Annotated in this window: 15 protein-coding genes; 4 read left to right on the forward strand and 11 right to left on the reverse strand. The window is 67.4% G+C overall.

Features of this window, described 5'->3' with window-relative positions; translation table 11 throughout:
- Positions 1-19: 19 nt before the first annotated feature.
- Complete coding sequence (gene sufU / locus AC5RWA_RS12660) at positions 20-469, forward strand: Fe-S cluster assembly sulfur transfer protein SufU (RefSeq protein ID WP_115524338.1); 450 nt, start codon at positions 20-22, stop codon at positions 467-469.
- Positions 470-542: 73 nt separating this feature from the next.
- Here sufU and AC5RWA_RS12665 read toward each other — a convergent pair whose 3' ends face one another.
- From AC5RWA_RS12665 to AC5RWA_RS12675, 3 genes are read right to left on the reverse strand one after another with little or no spacing between them, the layout of a single operon-like run.
- On the reverse strand, positions 543-764 hold the full coding sequence (locus tag AC5RWA_RS12665) for an SCO4848 family membrane protein (protein WP_079595645.1): 222 nt from the start codon (positions 762-764) through the stop codon (positions 543-545).
- A gap of 4 nt (positions 765-768) precedes the next feature.
- Complete coding sequence (locus AC5RWA_RS12670; RefSeq protein ID WP_079595644.1) at positions 769-1,266, reverse strand: DUF2505 domain-containing protein; 498 nt, start codon at positions 1,264-1,266, stop codon at positions 769-771.
- A gap of 44 nt (positions 1,267-1,310) precedes the next feature.
- Positions 1,311-2,819 carry an SDR family oxidoreductase gene (locus AC5RWA_RS12675; protein ID WP_494057891.1) on the reverse strand — a complete coding sequence of 503 codons (1,509 nt, stop codon included), beginning with the start codon at positions 2,817-2,819 and terminating at the stop codon, positions 1,311-1,313.
- A gap of 227 nt (positions 2,820-3,046) precedes the next feature.
- Between AC5RWA_RS12675 and mfd the strand changes: the two genes are divergently transcribed.
- Entirely contained in the window at positions 3,047-6,724 is a 3,678-nt protein-coding gene (mfd, locus tag AC5RWA_RS12680) for a transcription-repair coupling factor (RefSeq protein ID WP_494057892.1), read from the forward strand.
- Between the two features lie 3 nt (positions 6,725-6,727).
- The gene (locus AC5RWA_RS12685; RefSeq protein WP_494057893.1) at positions 6,728-7,543 is read left to right on the forward strand and encodes a metal-dependent hydrolase; all 816 of its coding nucleotides are present in this window, start codon (positions 6,728-6,730) and stop codon (positions 7,541-7,543) included.
- 115 nt (positions 7,544-7,658) lie between these two features.
- Here the strand turns inward: AC5RWA_RS12685 and AC5RWA_RS12690 are convergent, their stop codons facing one another.
- The 6 genes from AC5RWA_RS12690 to nirB all read right to left on the reverse strand — a co-directional run bounded on the left by AC5RWA_RS12690 (position 7,659) and on the right by nirB (position 14,708).
- Entirely contained in the window at positions 7,659-7,922 is a 264-nt protein-coding gene (locus tag AC5RWA_RS12690; RefSeq protein WP_079595640.1) for a hypothetical protein, read from the reverse strand.
- 53 nt (positions 7,923-7,975) lie between these two features.
- On the reverse strand, positions 7,976-8,692 hold the full coding sequence (gene deoC, locus AC5RWA_RS12695; protein WP_275730336.1) for a deoxyribose-phosphate aldolase: 717 nt from the start codon (positions 8,690-8,692) through the stop codon (positions 7,976-7,978).
- A gap of 111 nt (positions 8,693-8,803) precedes the next feature.
- A complete protein-coding gene (locus tag AC5RWA_RS12700) occupies positions 8,804-9,664 on the reverse strand; it encodes an FAD-dependent oxidoreductase (protein ID WP_494057894.1) in 861 nt (286 codons plus the stop codon).
- Between the two features lie 213 nt (positions 9,665-9,877).
- On the reverse strand, positions 9,878-11,026 hold the full coding sequence (locus AC5RWA_RS12705; RefSeq protein ID WP_079595637.1) for a uroporphyrinogen-III synthase: 1,149 nt from the start codon (positions 11,024-11,026) through the stop codon (positions 9,878-9,880).
- A 14-nt stretch (positions 11,027-11,040) separates the two neighbouring features.
- A complete protein-coding gene (cobA, locus tag AC5RWA_RS12710) occupies positions 11,041-12,075 on the reverse strand; it encodes a uroporphyrinogen-III C-methyltransferase (RefSeq protein ID WP_494057895.1) in 1,035 nt (344 codons plus the stop codon).
- A gap of 2 nt (positions 12,076-12,077) precedes the next feature.
- Positions 12,078-14,708 carry a nitrite reductase large subunit NirB gene (gene nirB, locus AC5RWA_RS12715; RefSeq protein WP_494057896.1) on the reverse strand — a complete coding sequence of 877 codons (2,631 nt, stop codon included), beginning with the start codon at positions 14,706-14,708 and terminating at the stop codon, positions 12,078-12,080.
- 270 nt (positions 14,709-14,978) lie between these two features.
- Here nirB and nirD point away from each other — a divergent pair, with 270 nt between their 5' ends.
- A complete protein-coding gene (gene nirD, locus AC5RWA_RS12720; protein ID WP_115524331.1) occupies positions 14,979-15,350 on the forward strand; it encodes a nitrite reductase small subunit NirD in 372 nt (123 codons plus the stop codon).
- 60 nt (positions 15,351-15,410) lie between these two features.
- Here the strand turns inward: nirD and AC5RWA_RS12725 are convergent, their stop codons facing one another.
- Both AC5RWA_RS12725 and AC5RWA_RS12730 read right to left on the reverse strand, forming a co-directional pair.
- Positions 15,411-17,165, reverse strand: coding sequence for a phospho-sugar mutase (locus tag AC5RWA_RS12725; protein ID WP_181884752.1), 1,755 nt, complete (start codon positions 17,163-17,165; stop codon positions 15,411-15,413).
- A 100-nt stretch (positions 17,166-17,265) separates the two neighbouring features.
- Positions 17,266-18,084, reverse strand: coding sequence for a purine-nucleoside phosphorylase (locus tag AC5RWA_RS12730; protein ID WP_494057897.1), 819 nt, complete (start codon positions 18,082-18,084; stop codon positions 17,266-17,268).
- Positions 18,085-18,163: the final 79 nt, after the last annotated feature.

Raw genomic sequence — 18,163 nt, forward strand, 5'->3', positions numbered from 1 at the left:
GGAAGATCGAGGGTAACCCATGAGTTTGGACCAGCTGTACCAGCAGATCATTCTCGACCACTCCAAAGCGCGGCACGGCAGCGGCCTCGCCGGAACCGCGGCTCCCGTGGGCGCGTCCACAGGGCAATCCCACCAGCTCAACCCCGTGTGCGGGGATGAGGTGACCCTTCGCCTAGCGGTGGAGGACGGAAAGGTGGCCCAGGTTTCCTGGGACGGGGCGGGCTGCTCCATCTCCATGGCATCGGCCTCGGTGCTCACGGAGCTTGCGGAGGGCATGACCGTGGCGGAACTGCATGAGGTCATTGACAGCTTCCGCGAAGTCCTGCGGTCCCGCGGCAAGATCCACGCCGATCCGGACCTGCTGGGGGACGCCGCGGCGTTTGAAGGCGTTGCCCGGTACGCCGCACGCGTGAAGTGCGCCATGATTTCCTGGGTTGCCGCGGAGGATGCGCTGAACCAGGCTGCCTGATACGCCGGCGCGGATACAAAAAGACCCTCCTCCCCGTGAACTTCGGGAGGAGGGTCTTCCGGTTTAACGCAACTTACCCGAACAGCCCCATGATGCCGATGACGGCCGTGGCGGCTCCCAGCACCATCGAGATGCTGACCAGCACCACGTGGACCGTCAGGAACTTCGTGGCCTTGCCGGCGGCATCGCGCGCACGCGGGTCCTTCATGACCCGGCGCAGGAACTGCGGCCAGACCACCAGGGACCAGACGCCGGCCACGATCAGGACCAGGGCAGCGAAAACGGGCAGCTCCACGGAACTAGTGGCTTTCCAGCCAGGCCTGCGCCTGCTTGGCCTGCAGGTTCAGGGCCTTGGCCACCATAGGCTCGGCAGCGTCTGCGATCTTGCCGCCCAGGAAAGGCACGGAGGACTTGACCTCGCCTTCGAGCTCGACGCGGGTTCCGCTGGCCTCAGCCACCAGCCGCTGCACGGCGGTGACGTCCACGGGTGCGCCCGCGATTTTGAGGGAGATGTTGCTCTGCCGGGAGCCGTCCGCGGCGGGAGCGGCCCAGCTTTCCACCTGGGTCACCTTCAGGTGCTCGCCCACGAACTTGCGGGCGAACTCGGGAAGGCGGGTGGTGGGAAGGGTCCGCACCGACGTGGCGCTGAACGCACCGGCCACGTCGCCGTCAACGGTGAAGGATTCCAGGTTGCCGCCCACCAGCTGGCTGACGTGGCGCTGGAAATCCTCGTTCACCAGGACAGCTGCAACGCTGTCGACGGAGTGCGGAAGGGTGGTGGTAGCGCTCAGGGCCATGGGTCCTCCTGGGACGTTGGGGAACGGATTTAACTCAAAACATCCTACGGTGTCCCGGCCGGGCGCTCCGCATCGACCAGCTTTTGCGCGGCCCCGGTGATGTTCCGTGCCATGGCCGGGAAGATGAGGCTGTGGAACGGCAGGACGGCCAGCCAGTACAGCCGGCCACTCAAGCCCTTGGGGAAGAAGATGGCCCGTTGCCGGTAGCGGCTGCCGGTTCCGTCGGGTTCCACGGACAGCTCCAGCCAGGCCCGCCCGGGCGCCCGCATCTCGGCACGCAGCCGCAGCAGCCGGCCGCGGTCGATCCGTTCCACCCGCCACCAGTCCACCACTTCGCCGGTGGCCAGTATGTGGGGATGCCGGCGTCCGCGGAGCAGTCCGGCACCTCCGGTCAGTTTATCCAGCCACCCGCGCACCTGCCAGGCAAGGGGCAGCGAGTACCAGCCGTTCCGGCCGCCGATGCCTTCGATAATCGTCCACACATGGGCCGGGTCAACGTCGCCGTGGAACGTCCGTTCGTCGATGTACACCTTGTGTCCGGCCCAGTCAGGGTCGCTCGGCAGCGGGTCCGATGCCACGCCGGCGTTGGCCCAGGTGGTGACCACCTGGCCGTCCCGTTCCTTGCCCAGTGCCAGGGCGACGGCGGTCCGGTAGGGGGTCAGGCCGCCGTCGGGCTGTGGCACGTACTGGTCGATGTCATGTTCGTTGGACACGGCGTCATGTTGCAGGGATTGGACCAGCGGTACCGCCATGGAGAGCGGGATGGGCGTGGTCAGTGCCACCCACATGCCTGCCAGCTTCGGCGCCGGGACGGGCAGCGCCAGCACCACCCGGTAGGGCAGGCCCGCTTCCGCGGCGTACTCCTTCATCATCCCCGCGTAGGTGAGCACCTGCCGGCAGCCGACGTCGAACGTCCGGTTGATCGGCCCGTCCAGCGACGCCGCGGCCACCAGGTAGTACAGGACGTCGCGCACGGCGATGGCCTCGATCCGGTTCCGCACCCAGCTGGGTGCGGGCATCAGGGGCAGCGTTTCGGAAAGGTGGCGGATCATTTCGAAGGACGCCGAGCCGGAGCCGATCACCACGCCTGCCTGGAAGACGACGGCGTCCACCGGGCTGTCCAGGAACACCTGGCCCACGGCCTCGCGGGAACGCATGTGGGTGGAGAGCTCCACGCCCTTGGGGTGCAGACCCCCCAGGTAGACGATCCGGTCAACGCCGGCGTCCGCGGCTGCCTGGGCGGCGGTCCGGGCCATAGCCTGCTCCTTGGCCTCGAACCCGGCCCCGGCGGCCATGGAGTGCACCAGGTAATAAAAGACGTCGACGCCGGCCAGCGCCGCCCGCAGCGCGTCGCCGTCGTCCAGGCTGCTTTCCACAACCTCCACGTCGTCCCGCCACGGCACCCCGGCGATCTTGTCAGGGGAACGCACCAGCACCTTGACGCTGTGGCCTGCCTCCAGGAGCTTGGGCACCAGCCGGCCGCCGATGTAGCCGGTGGCGCCGGTGACCAGGACGGTTTTCGGTGACGCCTGCAGTTTTTTGCTTTCGGTCATGCCTGTCTCCTTTTCGTCCCCAGCAGTTCGGAGCCGAAGCCACTGTGGACGGGGCTCCGGTTGCCTGGCCGGTGTGGCCAGCCTAGCCGCCACATCCGGTGAAGGCTTTCCGGATCCGGCCACAGCCATGTCGCCGGTGCGCGGTAGGCTGGGGGTACCCGGGATTCGCAGCGAATTTCGGGTTTTCGCGTTGCCTGCGATCCATGAACACCACAGGAGCTTCTGCCATGAGCCTTCCCGGCCCGTCCACCGCTGGCCAATCCACCCCCGGCCCGTCACTGGACGGCCTGCGCCGCGTACTCGCCACGGACCAGACCTTCGCCCGCGTCCGGGCCGAGGCCGCCCGGGGATTTTCCGTCCGGGGCCAGGACTACCAGATCAGTGCACCTGCCGGGCTGCGGGCCGTACTGCTCGCCGAAATGGCGGACGGGCTGACGGCCGCCACGGCAGAACAGCCCGGTGACGCAGAGCCCGGCGTGGTGCTGGCCGTCACCGCCACGGGCCGCGAAGCCGAGGACCTGGCCGCCGCACTACGCGCCTACCTGCCGGCTGACGCGGTGGCGGAGTTCCCCAGCTGGGAGACCCTCCCGCACGAGCGCCTCTCGCCGCGCTCGGACACCGTGGGACGCCGGTTGTCCGTCCTGCGCCGCCTGGCGCACCCTGAAAGTTCGACGGCGGGGCGGCTCCGGGTGGTGGTGGCTCCCGTCAGGGCAGTGGTCCAGCCCGTCGTGGCCGGGCTGGGCGACCTGGTGCCGGTCACGCTGAAGGTGGGACAGGACGTCTCCTTCACGGACGTGGTGCGCCGCCTCGCTGATGCTGCGTACGCGCGGGTGGACATGGTGACGCACCGGGGCGAGTTCGCTGTCCGTGGCGGCATCATTGACGTCTTCCCGCCCACCGAGGACCACCCCATCAGGGTGGAATTCTTCGGCGACGAGGTGGACCAGATGCGCTGGTTCGCCGTGGCAGACCAGCGCTCGCTGTCCGCCCCCGGCATCCACCACCCCACCGAACTGCATGCCCCGCCCTGCCGCGAAATCCTCATCACGCCGTCCGTGATGTCCCGGGCCGCTACGCTCAAGTCCCAGCTTCCGGCCGCGGCCGACATGCTGGAAAAGATCGCCGGCGGCATCGCCGTGGAAGGCATGGAGTCCCTCGCCCCGGTGCTGGTCGACTCCATGGTCCCGTTCGTGGACCAGCTGCCCGCGGAATCCATTGCCGTGGTCATCGAACCCGAAAAGGTCAGGACCCGGGCCCACGACCTTGCCGCCACCAACGAGGAGTTCCTGGAGGCGGCCTGGTCCACGGCATCCGACGGCGGGACGGCGCCCCTGGACCTGAGCTCCCAGGCCACCGCGGCCCTCCACTCGGCCAGCTTCCGGTCCCTGGCAGAGACCCGCACAACCTCACTGGAGCACGGCGTGTCCTGGTGGTCCATCACCTCGCTCGCCCAGGACGAGGAGCTCCTCCCCGAGATTGACGTCCTGAACCTGCACGCCCGCGAGCCGCGCGGCTACCAGGGCGACGTGGCGGAAATGATGGACTTCATCGGATCCCACGTGCGCGACCAGTGGCGGATCGTGGTGGCCACCGAGGGCCCCGGCCCCGCCCAGCGCCTGGCCGAGCTCTTCCACGACGCTGACATCCCCTGCGCCCGCGTGGACAGCCTGGACCACGAACCCCAGGCGGGCATCATCGAAGTGACCACTGCCGCCGTCGGCCGCGGTTTTGTCCTGGACGGCCTGAAGCTGGGCCTGCTCACCGAAGCCGACCTCCTGGGCCGCACGTCCGCCGGATCCACCAAGGACATGCGCCGCATGCCGTCCAAGCGGCGCAACGCCGTGGACCCGCTCCAGCTGGTGGCGGGGGACCACGTGGTCCACGAGCAGCACGGCATCGGCCGGTTCGTGGAGCTCATCCAGCGCAAGGTGGCCGGTGGAGGCGACGGCGTCCGCGAGTACCTTGTCCTGGAGTACGCGCCGTCAAAGCGCGGCGCACCGGGAGACCGGCTGTTCGTTCCCACCGACCAGCTGGACCAGGTGACCCGCTACGTGGGCGGCGACACCCCTGTCCTGAGCAAGATGGGCGGAGCGGACTGGGCCAGCACCAAGTCCAAAGCCCGGAAAGCCGTCAAGGAAATCGCCGGTGAGCTCATCCGGCTGTACTCCGCCCGGATGGCCTCGCGCGGGCACGCCTTCGGCCCTGACACGCCGTGGCAGCGTGAACTGGAGGAAGCCTTCCCGTACGTGGAAACGCCAGACCAGCTGACAACCATCAACGAGGTCAAGGCGGACATGGAGCGGGAAATCCCGATGGACCGCCTGGTGTCCGGTGACGTGGGCTACGGCAAGACCGAGATCGCGGTGCGCGCTGCCTTCAAGGCCGTGCAGGACGGCAAACAGGTGGCCGTGCTGGTGCCCACCACCCTGCTGGCCCAGCAGCACTACGAGACCTTCACGGAGCGCTTCTCCGGCTTCCCCCTGCGTGTGAAGCCGCTGTCCCGCTTCCAGGCCGCCAAGGAGGCCAAGGAGACGGCCGAAGGCGTCAAGAACGGTTCCGTGGACGTGGTGATCGGTACCCACCGGCTGCTGTCCAAGGACTTCGAGTTCAAGGACCTGGGCCTGGTGATCGTGGACGAGGAACAGCGTTTTGGCGTCGAACACAAGGAAGCGCTCAAGAAGATGCGCACCAACGTGGACGTGCTGGCGATGAGCGCCACGCCGATTCCCCGCACCCTGGAGATGTCCCTCACCGGCATCCGGGAGACCTCCACGCTGGCTACACCGCCGGAGGAACGCCATCCCGTGCTGACCTACGTTGGCCCGTACACGGACAAGCAGACCTCGGCCGCCATCCGCCGCGAGCTCATGCGCGAGGGGCAGGTGTTCCTGGTCCACAACCGGGTGTCCACCATTGAACGGACCGCGGCGAAGATCCGTGAGCTGGTTCCGGAAGCCCGGGTGGAGGTGGCCCACGGCAAGATGTCCGAAAGCCGGCTGGAACAGATCATCGTGGACTTCTGGGAGCGGCGCTTCGACGTCCTGGTGTGCACCACCATCATCGAGACGGGCCTGGACATCTCCAACGCCAACACCCTGATTGTGGACGGCGCGGACAAGTACGGCCTGTCCCAGCTGCACCAGCTCCGCGGCCGGGTGGGCCGCGGCCGTGAACGCGCTTATGCCTATTTCCTGTACCCCTCCGAGAAGCCGCTCGGCGAGGTGGCGCTGGAGCGGCTCAAGGCCGTGGCGGCCCACAACGAGCTGGGTGCGGGCATGCAGCTGGCCATGAAGGACCTGGAAATCCGCGGGGCAGGCAACCTGCTGGGCGGCGAACAGTCCGGGCACATCCAGGGAGTGGGTTTCGACCTCTACATCCGGCTGGTGGGCGAGGCAGTGGCCGACTTCCGCGGCGAAGCCGAGGAAAAGGCCGCCGAGATGAAGATCGAGCTGCCGGTCAATGCGCACCTCCCGCACGACTATGTGCCGGGGGAGCGGCTGCGCCTTGAGGCCTACCGGAAGCTGGCCTCCGCCCTCACCAACGAGGCCATTGACGAGGTCCTGGCCGAGCTGGTGGACCGCTACGGCGAGCCGCCGCTGCCCGCGCAGAACCTGGTGGCGGTGGCGCGGTTCCGGGTGGGTGCCCGCGAAGCCGGCCTGTCCGACGTCGCACTGCAGGGCAACTTCATCAAGTTCTCACCGGCGCAACTGCCGGAATCGAAGATCATGCGGCTGACCCGGATGTATCCGGGCTCTCAGTCCAAGCCGGCACTCGACGCCGTGTTGATTCCCAAGCCAAAAACGGCGCGGATCGGTGGCCGGGACCTGCAGGACGCGGAAATCCTGGAATGGGCCAACGGAGTGATCCGCAACATCTTTTCCGACCAGCCGCTGACAGTGGCCTGACGGATGATGGGAGGACACCACGCCGCGTCGGGAGCCGCGGCGTGGGTAGCTGTTGCGTCCACCGGCCCCTACACCCTGGGCTGGTACCCGCTGGATGCCACCGGCATCCTGATCGGCGGCATGGCGACGGCGGGGACAGCACTGGTGTGCGACTGGGACCACCGGCACAGTACGGTGGCCAACTCGCTGCCGCCGCTGTCCAACGTGATTGCCGTGGGTATCGAGAACGCCAGCGGCGGGCACCGGCAGGGCACTCATTCAATCTTGGGCGCAGGCGTCTTTGTGCTCCTTGCCGCCCTGGCGTCCCGGTTCCAGATGGAGACCCCCTGGGGCCTGCTGTCCGTGGGCGCCGGGTTGCTCTGCATGTTCCTGATCAACATCGCGGCCAAGGCCCTGAAGCTCTTCCCCAAGAGCGGGTTCGTCACCAACTGGATCTTCGCGCTGGCCATGGCCGGTTTGGTCACCGTGTACGCACCGGAGCAGTGGACGTGGCTGCCCATGTCCATGCTCATCGGCGTGGTAGTGCACATCGTGGGCGACCTGATCACCACCGGGGGAGTGCCGCTGCTGTGGCCGCTTGTCATCCGGCCGCCAAAGCTGCTGCGTAAGGTCCCGCTGCTGCGGAACGTGTGGCGGCCCAACGGCGCACTGTCCCTGCCATTGCTGGGCAGGGCCGGGTCCAAACGTGAATGGCTGGTGCTGATCCCGGTGAGCGCTTATGCCATGGTGGGGCTCAGCGTGGCCGGCTGGTCCATCGCGCAGAACCAGTGGACCAGGGTGGCCGCGGCAGCCGGTGCCTGGATGAAACTCTGGCTATGAACGCAGAAACCCCCGGGAGTCGTCCCGGGGGTTTCGTTGGCTTATGTCCCAACCAGGTAGCAGTATGTGTCGTTTTGACCGCTCATAACGACATTTGGCGCTACTTACCTGGAAATCAGTGCTCGCCGGCGGAGTCCGAGCGGCCCAGGATGGTCTGCGGGATCCAGAAGGCCAGGGCGAAGAGCCCCAGGCAGACGGCCATCGGCCATGGGTTGCCAAGCGTCAGGAAGGACAGGGAGTACACAGCTCCGAGGAACAGGGCCATGATGATAACGAAGAGAACGATGCTGCCGGAGAGCTTGTTCTCATTCTGGGGAGTGCGGACAGTGCCCTGGTTCGATGGTGAGCCCTGGTTGGACGCCGTAATCTTGCTGGACATTCGTTCCTCCTCGGCCCCGCGGGGCTCAATCTGTGGCTGCCCCCGGCCGGCCGTCAGTAGGCGGATGAACCCTGTTCACCCTTGACGATGGCAATGCCGGAGCTGGCGCCAATACGTGTTGCACCTGCAGCAATCATAGCCTGCGCGTCAGCGAGGGAACGCACGCCGCCGGAGGCCTTGACCCCCAGATCCGGCCCCACCGTCCTGCGCATGAGGGCGATGTCTTCCACCGTGGCACCTCCGCCGTTGAAGCCGGTTGAGGTCTTCACGAAATCGGCGCCGGCCGCTACGGCCGCCTGGCACGCCAGGACCTTCTGGTCGTCCGTCAGCAGGGCAGTTTCGATGATTACTTTCAGGATGGCTCCGCTGGCATGGACTGCCTCGGCCACCGAGCTGATGTCCTCCGTCAGTGCTCCCTTGTCACCGGCCCGTGCGGCGGCGATGTTGATGACCATGTCCACCTCGTCAGCGCCGTCCAGGACGGCGCCGCGCGCCTCAAACGTCTTGACATCCGTGGGTGTGGCACCCAGCGGGAAGCCCACCACCGAGCAGGTGAGGACGCCGGAGCCTTTGAGGGCGGTCTTGACCGTTTTGACCCAGATGGGGTTGACGCACACGGACTTGAAGCTGTACTCGGCGGCTTCTGCGCAGACCTTCAGGACGTCGGACTCTGAGGCCTCGGGCTTCAGCAGGGTGTGGTCGATGTAGGAAGCGATGGTCCCGGCAACAGCGGCGGCTGGTTGAACGGAAGGGGTGGCTTCGTTGCTCATGATGGTCCTCTCCAGGGGCCTTGTGGGCCCCGGCGCGTCCTTGACTCGTTTCGGGAACCATCTTGTCACAGCCGGGCCCCCACCCAGGGCGCCCGGAACCGGCGCCGGAAGTCAGGCGGCTGCCTGCAGGACAGGCCCGGCCGCGGAGGCCGTCAGGAGCTGTGATGCGCAGGCACCCGCGGCGGAAGCCGCGGCCACCAGCAGGCCCAGCCGGACGCCGTCGAACGCTGCCGCATCCCCGATCGCCCAGATTCCGGGGATGGACGTCCGGAAGTCCTGGCTGATGACGATCCCGCCCGTAGGTGCCGTCAGAAGGCCGGCGGTGGCGGCCAGGTCGTCCCGGGAGACCCGCTCCTCGGCCAGGACCACCAGGTCACCGCTCATGCTGCTTCCGTCCTCGAAAATCACGGCGGAGGCTGCCAGCCCGGAGACAGACTTCCCGGGAACGACGGCCGCCGGGCGGGCCGTGGTGCGGATGGGACGGACGCCCCTGGCGCGCAGGACTGCCTCGGCCTGGCCGGCGGCCGCGCCGTTGCCCACCAGGATTCCCAGCGGGCGCCTGCCCAGTTCCCGGGTCACCTGGCCAACGGCCTCGGCGATACGCGCGGCGTCATCGATGGTGGAGTAGTTCAGGCACTGGCCCGCGCCCTCCACCGGGTTGGCCACGGGAGCGGATCCGGTAGCGATGACCAGGTGGTCGTAGGCGAACTCCATGCCGTCCGCCGTAGCGACGGTCCGGTTCACGGCATCGATGTGGCTGGCCGGCTGGCCGAACCGTACCGACACCTTGGGGAGCAGCGCCAGGTCCAGCAGTTCGTCCGGGGTGTCATCCCGGTTGCTCAACACGGTGATGGTGCCCGGGAACCGGGCCAGGTCCAGCTGCCTTACCAGTGCCTGGGCTGCGGGACCTGCCCCGGCGATGACGATGCGGGTAGCTGCTGAGGTGGACGTGGAGGGTGCCGGAGCGGACATGTGCTGGCCCTTTCGCTGGCGGCCGGGAATGGCCGGAACTTCGTGATGCAACCCAGCGTAGGCGTGTGCTTTTACCGTTGTGTTTCCCCGTCATTGCCGGTCCGGGAGGGGTGCGTTCGCCAGTTTTTACCGGCCGGTAACAGAACCCGTGACGCACCTCTCATCCCGCCCGAAACGGACACAAACGGCTTCGCACCGCGCACTAAACAGGCGCTAGACGCGGATCCGGTAGCCCCGCTTCACCACGGTTTCCACCAGGCGCCCGTCCGGCAGCGAGGACCGCAGCCGGCTCACGGTCATGTCCAGCGCGTGGACGGAGCCGCGCAGTTCCAGCAGGTCGGACAGCGATTCACGGGAGAGGACAGCGCCGCCGGCACCGAGCAGCGCCCGGAGGAGCAGCAGGGGAGCGGGCGCCAGTTCAACGGGTTGGCCGTCGATGCGCAGGCTCCGTCCGCGGAGCTCGATGTTGCCGGACCGGGTTTCCAGCCGCCGGACATGGTTCAGGGCCAGGTGCTCGCACACCAGCCGGATCAGTGCGCCCATGCGGAAACGTTCGGGAATCAGCGGTGTCACGCCGGCGTCAAGCAGGGGCTGCGCCGTGACCGGGCCAACCACAGCCGTGGTGACGTTGGTTTTAAGGCTTTCGATCAGCTGCTTGTACACGCCCATCTCGTGCGCGGTGCTCCACATCGCGTCGACGGCGGGCGCGCTGGTGAAGGTCAGGACGTCCAGGTTGCCGGTGCAGGCGGCGTCGATGAGCCGGGGGAGCTTGTCCTCGCCGTCGGGCTTAACCCAGCGGTAGGGCGTGACGGTCAGGACGGTGGCACCGGACATGCGCAGGCGCTCCAGTTGGCGTACGTCCGTATAGCCGTGCAGCTGCACGGCTACGGTTTTGCCGCGGACGCCCTCGGCAAGCAGCATGTCCACCAGCGTGGCGGTGGTTTCGTCGCTGCTGATTCCGACGTCGGCAAGGCCGGCGGCGCGGACGGCACCGCGGGCTTTGGGTCCCCGGACAAACATCCGGCACGCGCCCAGAGTGTCCAGCAGTTCGTCGCCGATGCCGAAGGAGTCAGCGGCCTCGCACCAGCGGCGCATGCCGTAGGCGGTGGTGGCGATGCAGAGGTCGGGTTTGGCCGCAATGATGGCCCGGGTGTCCTCGATGAGGCGCATGTCCTCCTGCACGGGGGCGATTTTCAGCGCCGGGGCGTGCAGCACTTCGGCGCCGCGGCGTTCCAGGGCCTCTATCAGGTCGCGGGAGCGCCGGTGGGAGGTCACGCCGATGCGGAAACCCTCGAGCGGGGATTCAGCGGCGTCCGGTGCTTCTTCGAGCTGGGACGCTTCGGCCGGTGCAAGTGCAGTCATGGGGGTCAATCCTTTCATGAACCCAGCAGCGAGGCCGCCAGCCTGTCCAGGTCGGCGGCGGCCTCAGCATGCCCGCGGTTGGCTTCTGCCACGCGAACCACCTCGCCAATGACCAGCACGGCGGGGTTGCTGCACCCGGCAGCCGCGGAGGTAATGGTGCCGAGGTTCGCGATGGTGGTGCGCTGTCCGGGCCGGTAGCCGCGTTCCACCACGGCCATGGGCATGTCCGGGCGCATCCCGGCCTTGCGCAGGCCGGCTGCCAGCTGGTGGAGGGTGCCGATGCCCATCAGGACAACGATTGTTCCGCCCAGGCCGGCCAGGTGCCGGTGTTCCTTCTCCGTCAGCGGAGCGTGCCCGGAAACAACCGTGAACATGTGGCTGACCTCGCGGTGCGTGACGGGGATGCCTGCCGCCGCGGGGACGGAGATGGCACTGGTGACGCCGGAAACGACGTGGACCTTGACGCCGGCGGCCACGCACGCGGCCACTTCCTCGCCGCCGCGGCCAAAGACGTAGGGGTCCCCGCCCTTGAGGCGGACCACGTTGTTGCCGGCCAGGGCGCTTTCCACCATGAGCTTTTCGATGTCGGTTTGGCTCACCTTGTGGTGGCCGGGCTTCTTGCCCACATCAACCAGTTCTGCGGAGGTGAGGGACGGCAGCTCCTGGTACGGGGCCAGGCGGTCGTAGAAGACGACGTCGGCGTCACGCAGTGCCTTGATGGCGGCGACCGTCAGCAGTTCGGTGGTGCCGGGTCCGCCACCCACCAGGGTGACGTGGCCCGCGGCGCCGGCCGCCGGTTCGGCTGCTACCGGGATGCCGGTTTCGCGGCACCGCTCCAGCAGGGCGTCCCAGCCGGGCTGGCCGTCGTCGACCGCTGCGACCAGGAAGGGACGCTCAGGCAGTGGCCCGTCATGCCCGGCGCCCTGCGGGGTGCTCAGGCGGTAGACGACGGCGCCCGCGGCTTCGTAGCGGCGTACTGCCTGGCGCGCGGCGTGGTCTGAGCCGGTCACCAGGACCTCGCGGCCGGTGAGATCGATGCTGAGCTGCATGGCTATACCTCGTTCTCGTTGCTGGACCGCACGGGGATGGAGGCGCCGATGAGGACCTTGCCCTTTTCCTCGGGCGTGGCGGGGCGCATCTGGCCGCGCTCGTCGGGGACGAAGGTGATGGAGTCGTCCTTCTGGTCCGGAGCGTTGACGAAGGAACGGAACCGGCGGAGGCGCTCGGGGTCCTTGAGGGTGTCGGCCCACTCGTCGATGTAGGTGTCCACGTGCTTTGCCATGGCTGCTTCAAGGTCCGCGGCGATGCCCAGGGTGTCCTTGACCACCACGTCCTCGACGTGCTTGATGCCGCCGTCGAGCTCTTCCTGCCAGCGGGCCGTGCGCTGCAGCCGGTCTGCCGTGCGGATGTAGTACATGAAGTAGCGGTCGATGTACTTGATGAGCGTCTCGTCGTCGAGGTCCTTGGCCAGCAGCTGGGCGTGGGCCGGGGTGGCACCGCCGTTGCCGCCGACGTACAGGTTCCAGCCGTCGGCGGTGGCGATCACGCCCACGTCCTTGCCGCGGGCTTCGGCGCATTCCCGGGCGCAGCCGGAGACGCCCATCTTGAGCTTGTGCGGGCTGCGAAGGCCGCGGTAGCGGAGCTCCAGCTGGATGGCCATTGCCACCGAATCCTGGACCCCGAACCGGCACCAGGTGGAGCCGACGCAGGACTTCACCGTACGCAGGCTCTTGCCGTACGCCTGGCCGGACTCGAAGCCGGCGTCCACCAGCTCCTTCCAGATTTCGGGCAGCTGTTCCAGCCGGGCGCCGAACATGTCGATGCGCTGGCCGCCCGTGATCTTCGTGTACAGGTTGTACTTCTCGGCCACGGCGGCGATGACGCCGAGCTTCTTGGGGGTGATCTCGCCGCCGGCGATGCGGGGGACCACCGAGTAGGTGCCGTCCTTCTGCATGTTGGCCAGCGCGCGGTCGTTGGTGTCCTGCAGGGTGCCGCGGCCGGCATCCAAAACGTAGGCGCTGTTCTGGCTGGCCAGGATGTTGGCGATGGTCGGTTTGCAGATGTCGCAGCCCGCGCCGGTGCCGTACTTGGCCATGATTTCTTCGAAGGAGCTCAGTTCCAGGACACGGATGGCGTCGAACAGTTCCTGGCGGGAAAGTTCGATGTGCTCGCACAGGGCCTTGGAGACCTCGACGCCGGACTTGGTCAGTTCGGTCTCGAGCAGCTTCTTGAGCATGGGGACGCAGGAACCGCACTGGGTACCGGCGCGGGTGCAGCCCTTCAGCTCGCCCAGCTCCTGGACGGGGGCGTTGCCGTCGCAGGCGCCGCAGCCGTTGATGGCGTCTCGGATGCTTCCGGCGGTGACGTTGTTGCAGGAGCAGAGCGTTGCGTCGTCCGGCAGTTCGGTTTCCGGGGCGTCCCCGCCGCCGGCCGCACTGAGGAACGCGCCCGGCTCGGCGGGAAGTTCGCGGCCCAGCAGCGGACGCAGGCTCATGTACGGTGAAGCGTCGCCTACGAAAATGCCGCCCAGCAGGGTCTTGGCGTCGTCGGTGGTGACGATCTTCTGGTACACGCCGCGGGCGGGGTCGGCGTAGACGATTTCGAGGGCGTGCTCGGTCTTCGCGAACGCGTCACCGAAGCTGGCGACGTCCACGCCGGAGAGCTTGAGCTTGGTGGCGGTGTCGAAGCCGGGGAAGGTGGCGTCGCCGCCGTGCAGGCGGTCGGCCACGATCTCGGCCATGGTGTTGGCCGGGGCAACCAGGCCCAGGCACATGCCGCCGAAGTTGGCCACTTCACCGATGGCCCAGATGCCGGGTACTTCGGTGGCGCAGTAATCGTTGATGACCACACCGCCGCGCTGGCCCAGCGAGAAGATCTGCTCCTCGCCTTCTGCGGCGCGGAAGAGTTCATCGCGCGGCCGGACGCCGATGGCGACGATCACGAGGTCGGCGTCGATAACGCGGCCGTCGGCCATCAGGACGCCGGTGACCTGTCCGTCGTCGTCGGACAATACTTCCGACGGGAAGACGCCGCCGTGGACTTCGAAGCCCTTTGCCTTGATGAGCCGGCCCATTGCCTGGCCTGCGCCTTCGTCGAGCTGGGTGGCCATCAGCCACTGCGAACCGTCGATGACGATCGGGTTGGCGCCCAGCTGCTCAGTGCCGGCTGCGGACTCGAGCCCCAGGAGGCCGCCACCGATGGTGACTGCGTTGACCTTGCGGCCCAACTTTTCCGTGAGCTGGGTAATGGCCTCGTTGATGGCCCAGACGTCTTCGAGCGTGCGGTACACGTGCGTGAGCTCGTTGCCGGGAATCGGCAGGCGCGCCGCGTTGGAGCCGGTGGCCACCACCAGTTCGTCGTATTCGACCACCGTGCCGGCAGCGGTTTCCACCGTCTTGGCTTCGGCATTGATCTTGACCACGCGCTCGCCGGTCTTCAGCTCCAGGGAAGGGTGGTCCCACATCGACGCGTCGCCCAGCGTGAGGTCAACGTCCTTTTCGGTGAGGGCCTTGGACAGCGCCACACGGTCGTAGGGGAGGTGCGTTTCCTCAGTGAGGACCGTGACATGCCAGCCGTCGAGGCCGCGGGCATGCATTGCGTCCGCAAAACGGTGGGCCGCAGGGCCGCCGCCGGCGACGACGATGCGGCGCGGAGTCTCGGTGCGTGAAGTCTGTTCGGTCACTGTGGGCCTTTCGCATGGGCCGCAGCGTTTCCTGCAGCCTTCTGGTGACGAGTGTCCATCCAGACTAGGGAGACGCAGTTTCGCTTCAGTTTCCCAATTGTTTCGCGAACTTAACTTCTGCATCACGAACGCATTTCCGGCCGGGTTAGGTGTCTTTTACGAGACGGACACATTCACTGCATGCCGACGAAACACCCGCGCCCTAGCGTGGAACGTGGCCGCAAAGGTGGCTGAACGCAGGGACAACCAGCACAGGGAGAGGAGCCGGACATGACGGCAACACTGGAACTTGGGGCACTCGAAGCCGGAACTGAGACCACCGCCGGATGGCACCGCGTGTGCCGGGTTGAGGACCTGGAACCCGCCTGGGGTGAAGCCGCCCTCGTCGCCGGACGCCAGCTGGCGCTCTTCCGCACCGGGCACAGTGAAGTTTTCGCGGTGGCCCATGAGGATCCGGCCACCGGCGCGCACGTCATGGCCCGCGGAATCCTCGGCTCGAAGGGGACCCGGCCCACCATCGCATCGCCCCTGCACAAAGAGGTTTACGACCTGGAAACCGGAGAATGCTTCAGCACCCCCGGCCTGACCATCGCAACCTTCAGCACCCGCATTGCCGACGGATTCATCGAGGTGGAGCTGTAACCGGCAGCTTCGACACCTCAAAGCAGGAAAAGGGCGCCCGGTGGGGCGCCCTTTCGGGTTTTAAAGCCCCAGAGCCTCGCTGACATCGCGCAGCACCTCGTCCAGCGCAGCACGCACCGCCTGCCGGGCTGCCGGCAGTTCCGCTGCGGCACCCACCTGGTGAATGACCTCCAGGTAGCACTTGAGCTTCGGCTCGGTGCCGCTGGGCCGGATGATCACCCTGGTGAGGTCGCGGGTGACGTACAGAAGCCCGTCGGTAGGCGGCAGCTGGTCCGTGCCCTCCGCCAGGTCGGTGAAAACCTCCACCGTGGATGACCCGAAGGATTCCGGCGGGGAAACCCGCAGCCGGTTCATCATGGCGTCCAGGAGCCCCAGGTTGGCAACCCGGATGCTGAGCTGGTCGCTGGCATGCAGGCCGTGCTGCAGGTACAGCTCGTCCAGGGTGTCAAAGACGGTCTTCCCGTCGGCTTTCGCGGCGGCGGCAAGTTCGGCGATCAGCACGGCGGCAGAGATGCCGTCCTTGTCCTTCACCTGGTCCGGCGCCACGCAGTAGCCCAGCGCCTCTTCATAGCCGTAGACCAGTCCCGGCACCCGCGAGATCCACTTGAAGCCGGTGAGTGTCTCTTCGTGGGCGAAGCCGGCAGCTGCCGCAATGCGGGCCAGCAGGCGCGAGGATACGATCGAATTCGCGAAGACGCCCTTCGACCCCTCCGCCTCGCCCGCATCCGTGGCGCCGGCGGCGAACCTGGCCGCCACGTGCGCTCCCAGCAGGGCTCCCACTTCGTCGCCGCGGAGCATCCGCCATGCGCCCGTGTCCGGGTCCTTGGCGGCAACGGCCGCGCGGTCGGCGTCGGGGTCATTGGCGATCACGATGTCGGCGTCCAGCCGCGCTGCCGTTTCCAGGGCAAGGTCCAGGGCGCCGGGCTCTTCGGGGTTGGGGAAACTGACGGTGGGAAAATCCGGATCAGGCTCGGCCTGTTCGGCCACCAGGGTGACGTCCCGGAAACCTGCCGCGTTCAATACGGCCAGTGCGGTTTCGCCGCCGACGCCATGCATGGGGGTCAGGACAATACGGAGGTCCCGCGCCGGAAAATGGTCCCGCCGGGCAAGCTCCGCCGTGGCGCGCTGGTAGTCAGAGGCAATGGACCCGTCCAGGACGGTCCAGCCCTCCGGCGCCAGCACAATCGAGTCCAGGGAGCCCACGGCGTTGATTCGTGCCGCAATATCGGCATCGTACGGCGTGACAATTTGGGCGCCGTTACCACTGGCGGCCACGGCGTGGCGGCCAAGGTAGACCTTGTAACCATTGTCCTGCGGGGGGTTATGGCTGGCAGTAACCATCACGCCGCCGTCGCACTGCAATGCCCGGACGGCGTACGCCAGCAGGGGCGTGGGCAGCGCTGCCGGCATGAGGAAGGTCTCGATCCCGGCGGCGGTGAAGATCGCGGCAGTTTCCACCGCGAAAACGTCCGAGTTGTACCGGGCGTCATAGCCGACCACGGCGCGTGGCCGCGTTCCGGGCGAGGCTTTGCCGACTGCGTCAACAAGGAAGGCCGCCAATCCGGCGGCAGCGCGCCGCACCACCACGCGGTTCATCCGGTTGGGCCCGGGGCCCAAGGGAGCGCGCAGTCCCGCGGTGCCGAACTGGAGGGTGCCCTGGAAGCTGTCTTCCAGTTCCTGCCGTGCCGCAGCGTCCCCGTCTTCGACCGACCTGACGAGCTCAAGGAGGGAAGCCGCCGTTGCGGGATCCGGATCTTGGGAAGCCCATTCGCGGGCTTCATCGAGCAGGCGTAAATCGGCACCGGAAGACGTCATGGGCATAAACCTATCGTCATTGCTCCCTCACTTCATGCCACGCGGGGTCAGAGGCGGCCCGAAGCAGGCGCCGAAATGGGCCTGAAGTGACTCCGCATTTTCAGAGTTTGACGATGATGTCGGCGAGCAGTTTTGAGATTCTGGGGCCGGCAGCCTGCCCTGATTCGATGACTTCCTGGTGGCTCAGCGGCTGGGGGCTAATGCCGGCCGCGAGGTTGGTGACCAGCGAGATGCCGAACACCTCCATCCCGGCGTGCCGCCCGGCGATGGCCTCCAGTGCTGTGGACATACCCACCAGGTCGGCGCCGATGCGCTTGGCGTACTGCACCTCCGCGGGCGTCTCGTAATGCGGACCCGTGAACTGGGCATACACCCCCTCATCAAGGCTGGGATCAACCTCACGGGCGAGCCCGCGGATCCGGGAAGAGTAAAGATCTGTCAGGTCAACGAACGTGGCGCCTTCCAGGGGCGAGGCCGCGGTGAGGTTTATGTGATCTTTGATGAGTACCGGCGTGCCCGGGGCCCAGTCCTCGTTGAGTCCGCCGCAGCCGTTGGTGAGGACCAGGGTGCTGCACCCCGCCGCTGCGGCGGCCCGGATGCCGTGCACCACGGCGCGCACTCCCTTGCCTTCGTAGTAGTGGGTACGTGCGCCCAGGACCAGGGCGCGCTTGCCGTCGCGGGTCAGCACGGAGCGGATAGTGCCCACGTGCCCTTCCACTGCGGGGGCGTGGAAGCCGGGCACCTCCTCGGCGGAGAGGGTGGCCGTGGTTTCGCCGATGAGGTCTGCTGCTGCGCCCCAGCCGGAACCAAGCACCAGGGCGACGTCGTGGCTGTCCACTCCTGTTTCTTCGGCAATGTAGTCTGCCGCGGCGCGTGCGGCGGCGAAGGGATCCGTGTTCAGGAAGTCTGTTGTACTCACTGGTACAAGTTATCCTGCCGCCCCTGGTGCGCCCAGTACACGCCGTTCCGCCGGCGCCGGAAATTCTTGGTACTGCGGC

It is taken from the genome of Arthrobacter sp. 210 2, assembly GCF_059093025.1.

What these genes read in the sequence shown, in the direction of transcription:
- sufU (WP_115524338.1), top strand. Translation starts at nt 20, where the DNA reads ATGAGTTTGGACCAGCTGTACCAGCAGATCATTCTCGACCACTCCAAA.
- AC5RWA_RS12670 (WP_079595644.1), bottom strand. Translation starts at nt 1,266, where the DNA reads ATGGCCCTGAGCGCTACCACCACCCTTCCGCACTCCGTCGACAGCGTT.
- AC5RWA_RS12675 (WP_494057891.1), bottom strand. Translation starts at nt 2,819, where the DNA reads ATGACCGAAAGCAAAAAACTGCAGGCGTCACCGAAAACCGTCCTGGTC.
- mfd (WP_494057892.1), top strand. Translation starts at nt 3,047, where the DNA reads ATGAGCCTTCCCGGCCCGTCCACCGCTGGCCAATCCACCCCCGGCCCG.
- AC5RWA_RS12685 (WP_494057893.1), top strand. Translation starts at nt 6,728, where the DNA reads ATGATGGGAGGACACCACGCCGCGTCGGGAGCCGCGGCGTGGGTAGCT.
- AC5RWA_RS12690 (WP_079595640.1), bottom strand. Translation starts at nt 7,922, where the DNA reads ATGTCCAGCAAGATTACGGCGTCCAACCAGGGCTCACCATCGAACCAG.
- deoC (WP_275730336.1), bottom strand. Translation starts at nt 8,692, where the DNA reads ATGAGCAACGAAGCCACCCCTTCCGTTCAACCAGCCGCCGCTGTTGCC.
- AC5RWA_RS12700 (WP_494057894.1), bottom strand. Translation starts at nt 9,664, where the DNA reads ATGTCCGCTCCGGCACCCTCCACGTCCACCTCAGCAGCTACCCGCATC.
- AC5RWA_RS12705 (WP_079595637.1), bottom strand. Translation starts at nt 11,026, where the DNA reads ATGACTGCACTTGCACCGGCCGAAGCGTCCCAGCTCGAAGAAGCACCG.
- cobA (WP_494057895.1), bottom strand. Translation starts at nt 12,075, where the DNA reads ATGCAGCTCAGCATCGATCTCACCGGCCGCGAGGTCCTGGTGACCGGC.
- nirD (WP_115524331.1), top strand. Translation starts at nt 14,979, where the DNA reads ATGACGGCAACACTGGAACTTGGGGCACTCGAAGCCGGAACTGAGACC.
- AC5RWA_RS12725 (WP_181884752.1), bottom strand. Translation starts at nt 17,165, where the DNA reads ATGACGTCTTCCGGTGCCGATTTACGCCTGCTCGATGAAGCCCGCGAA.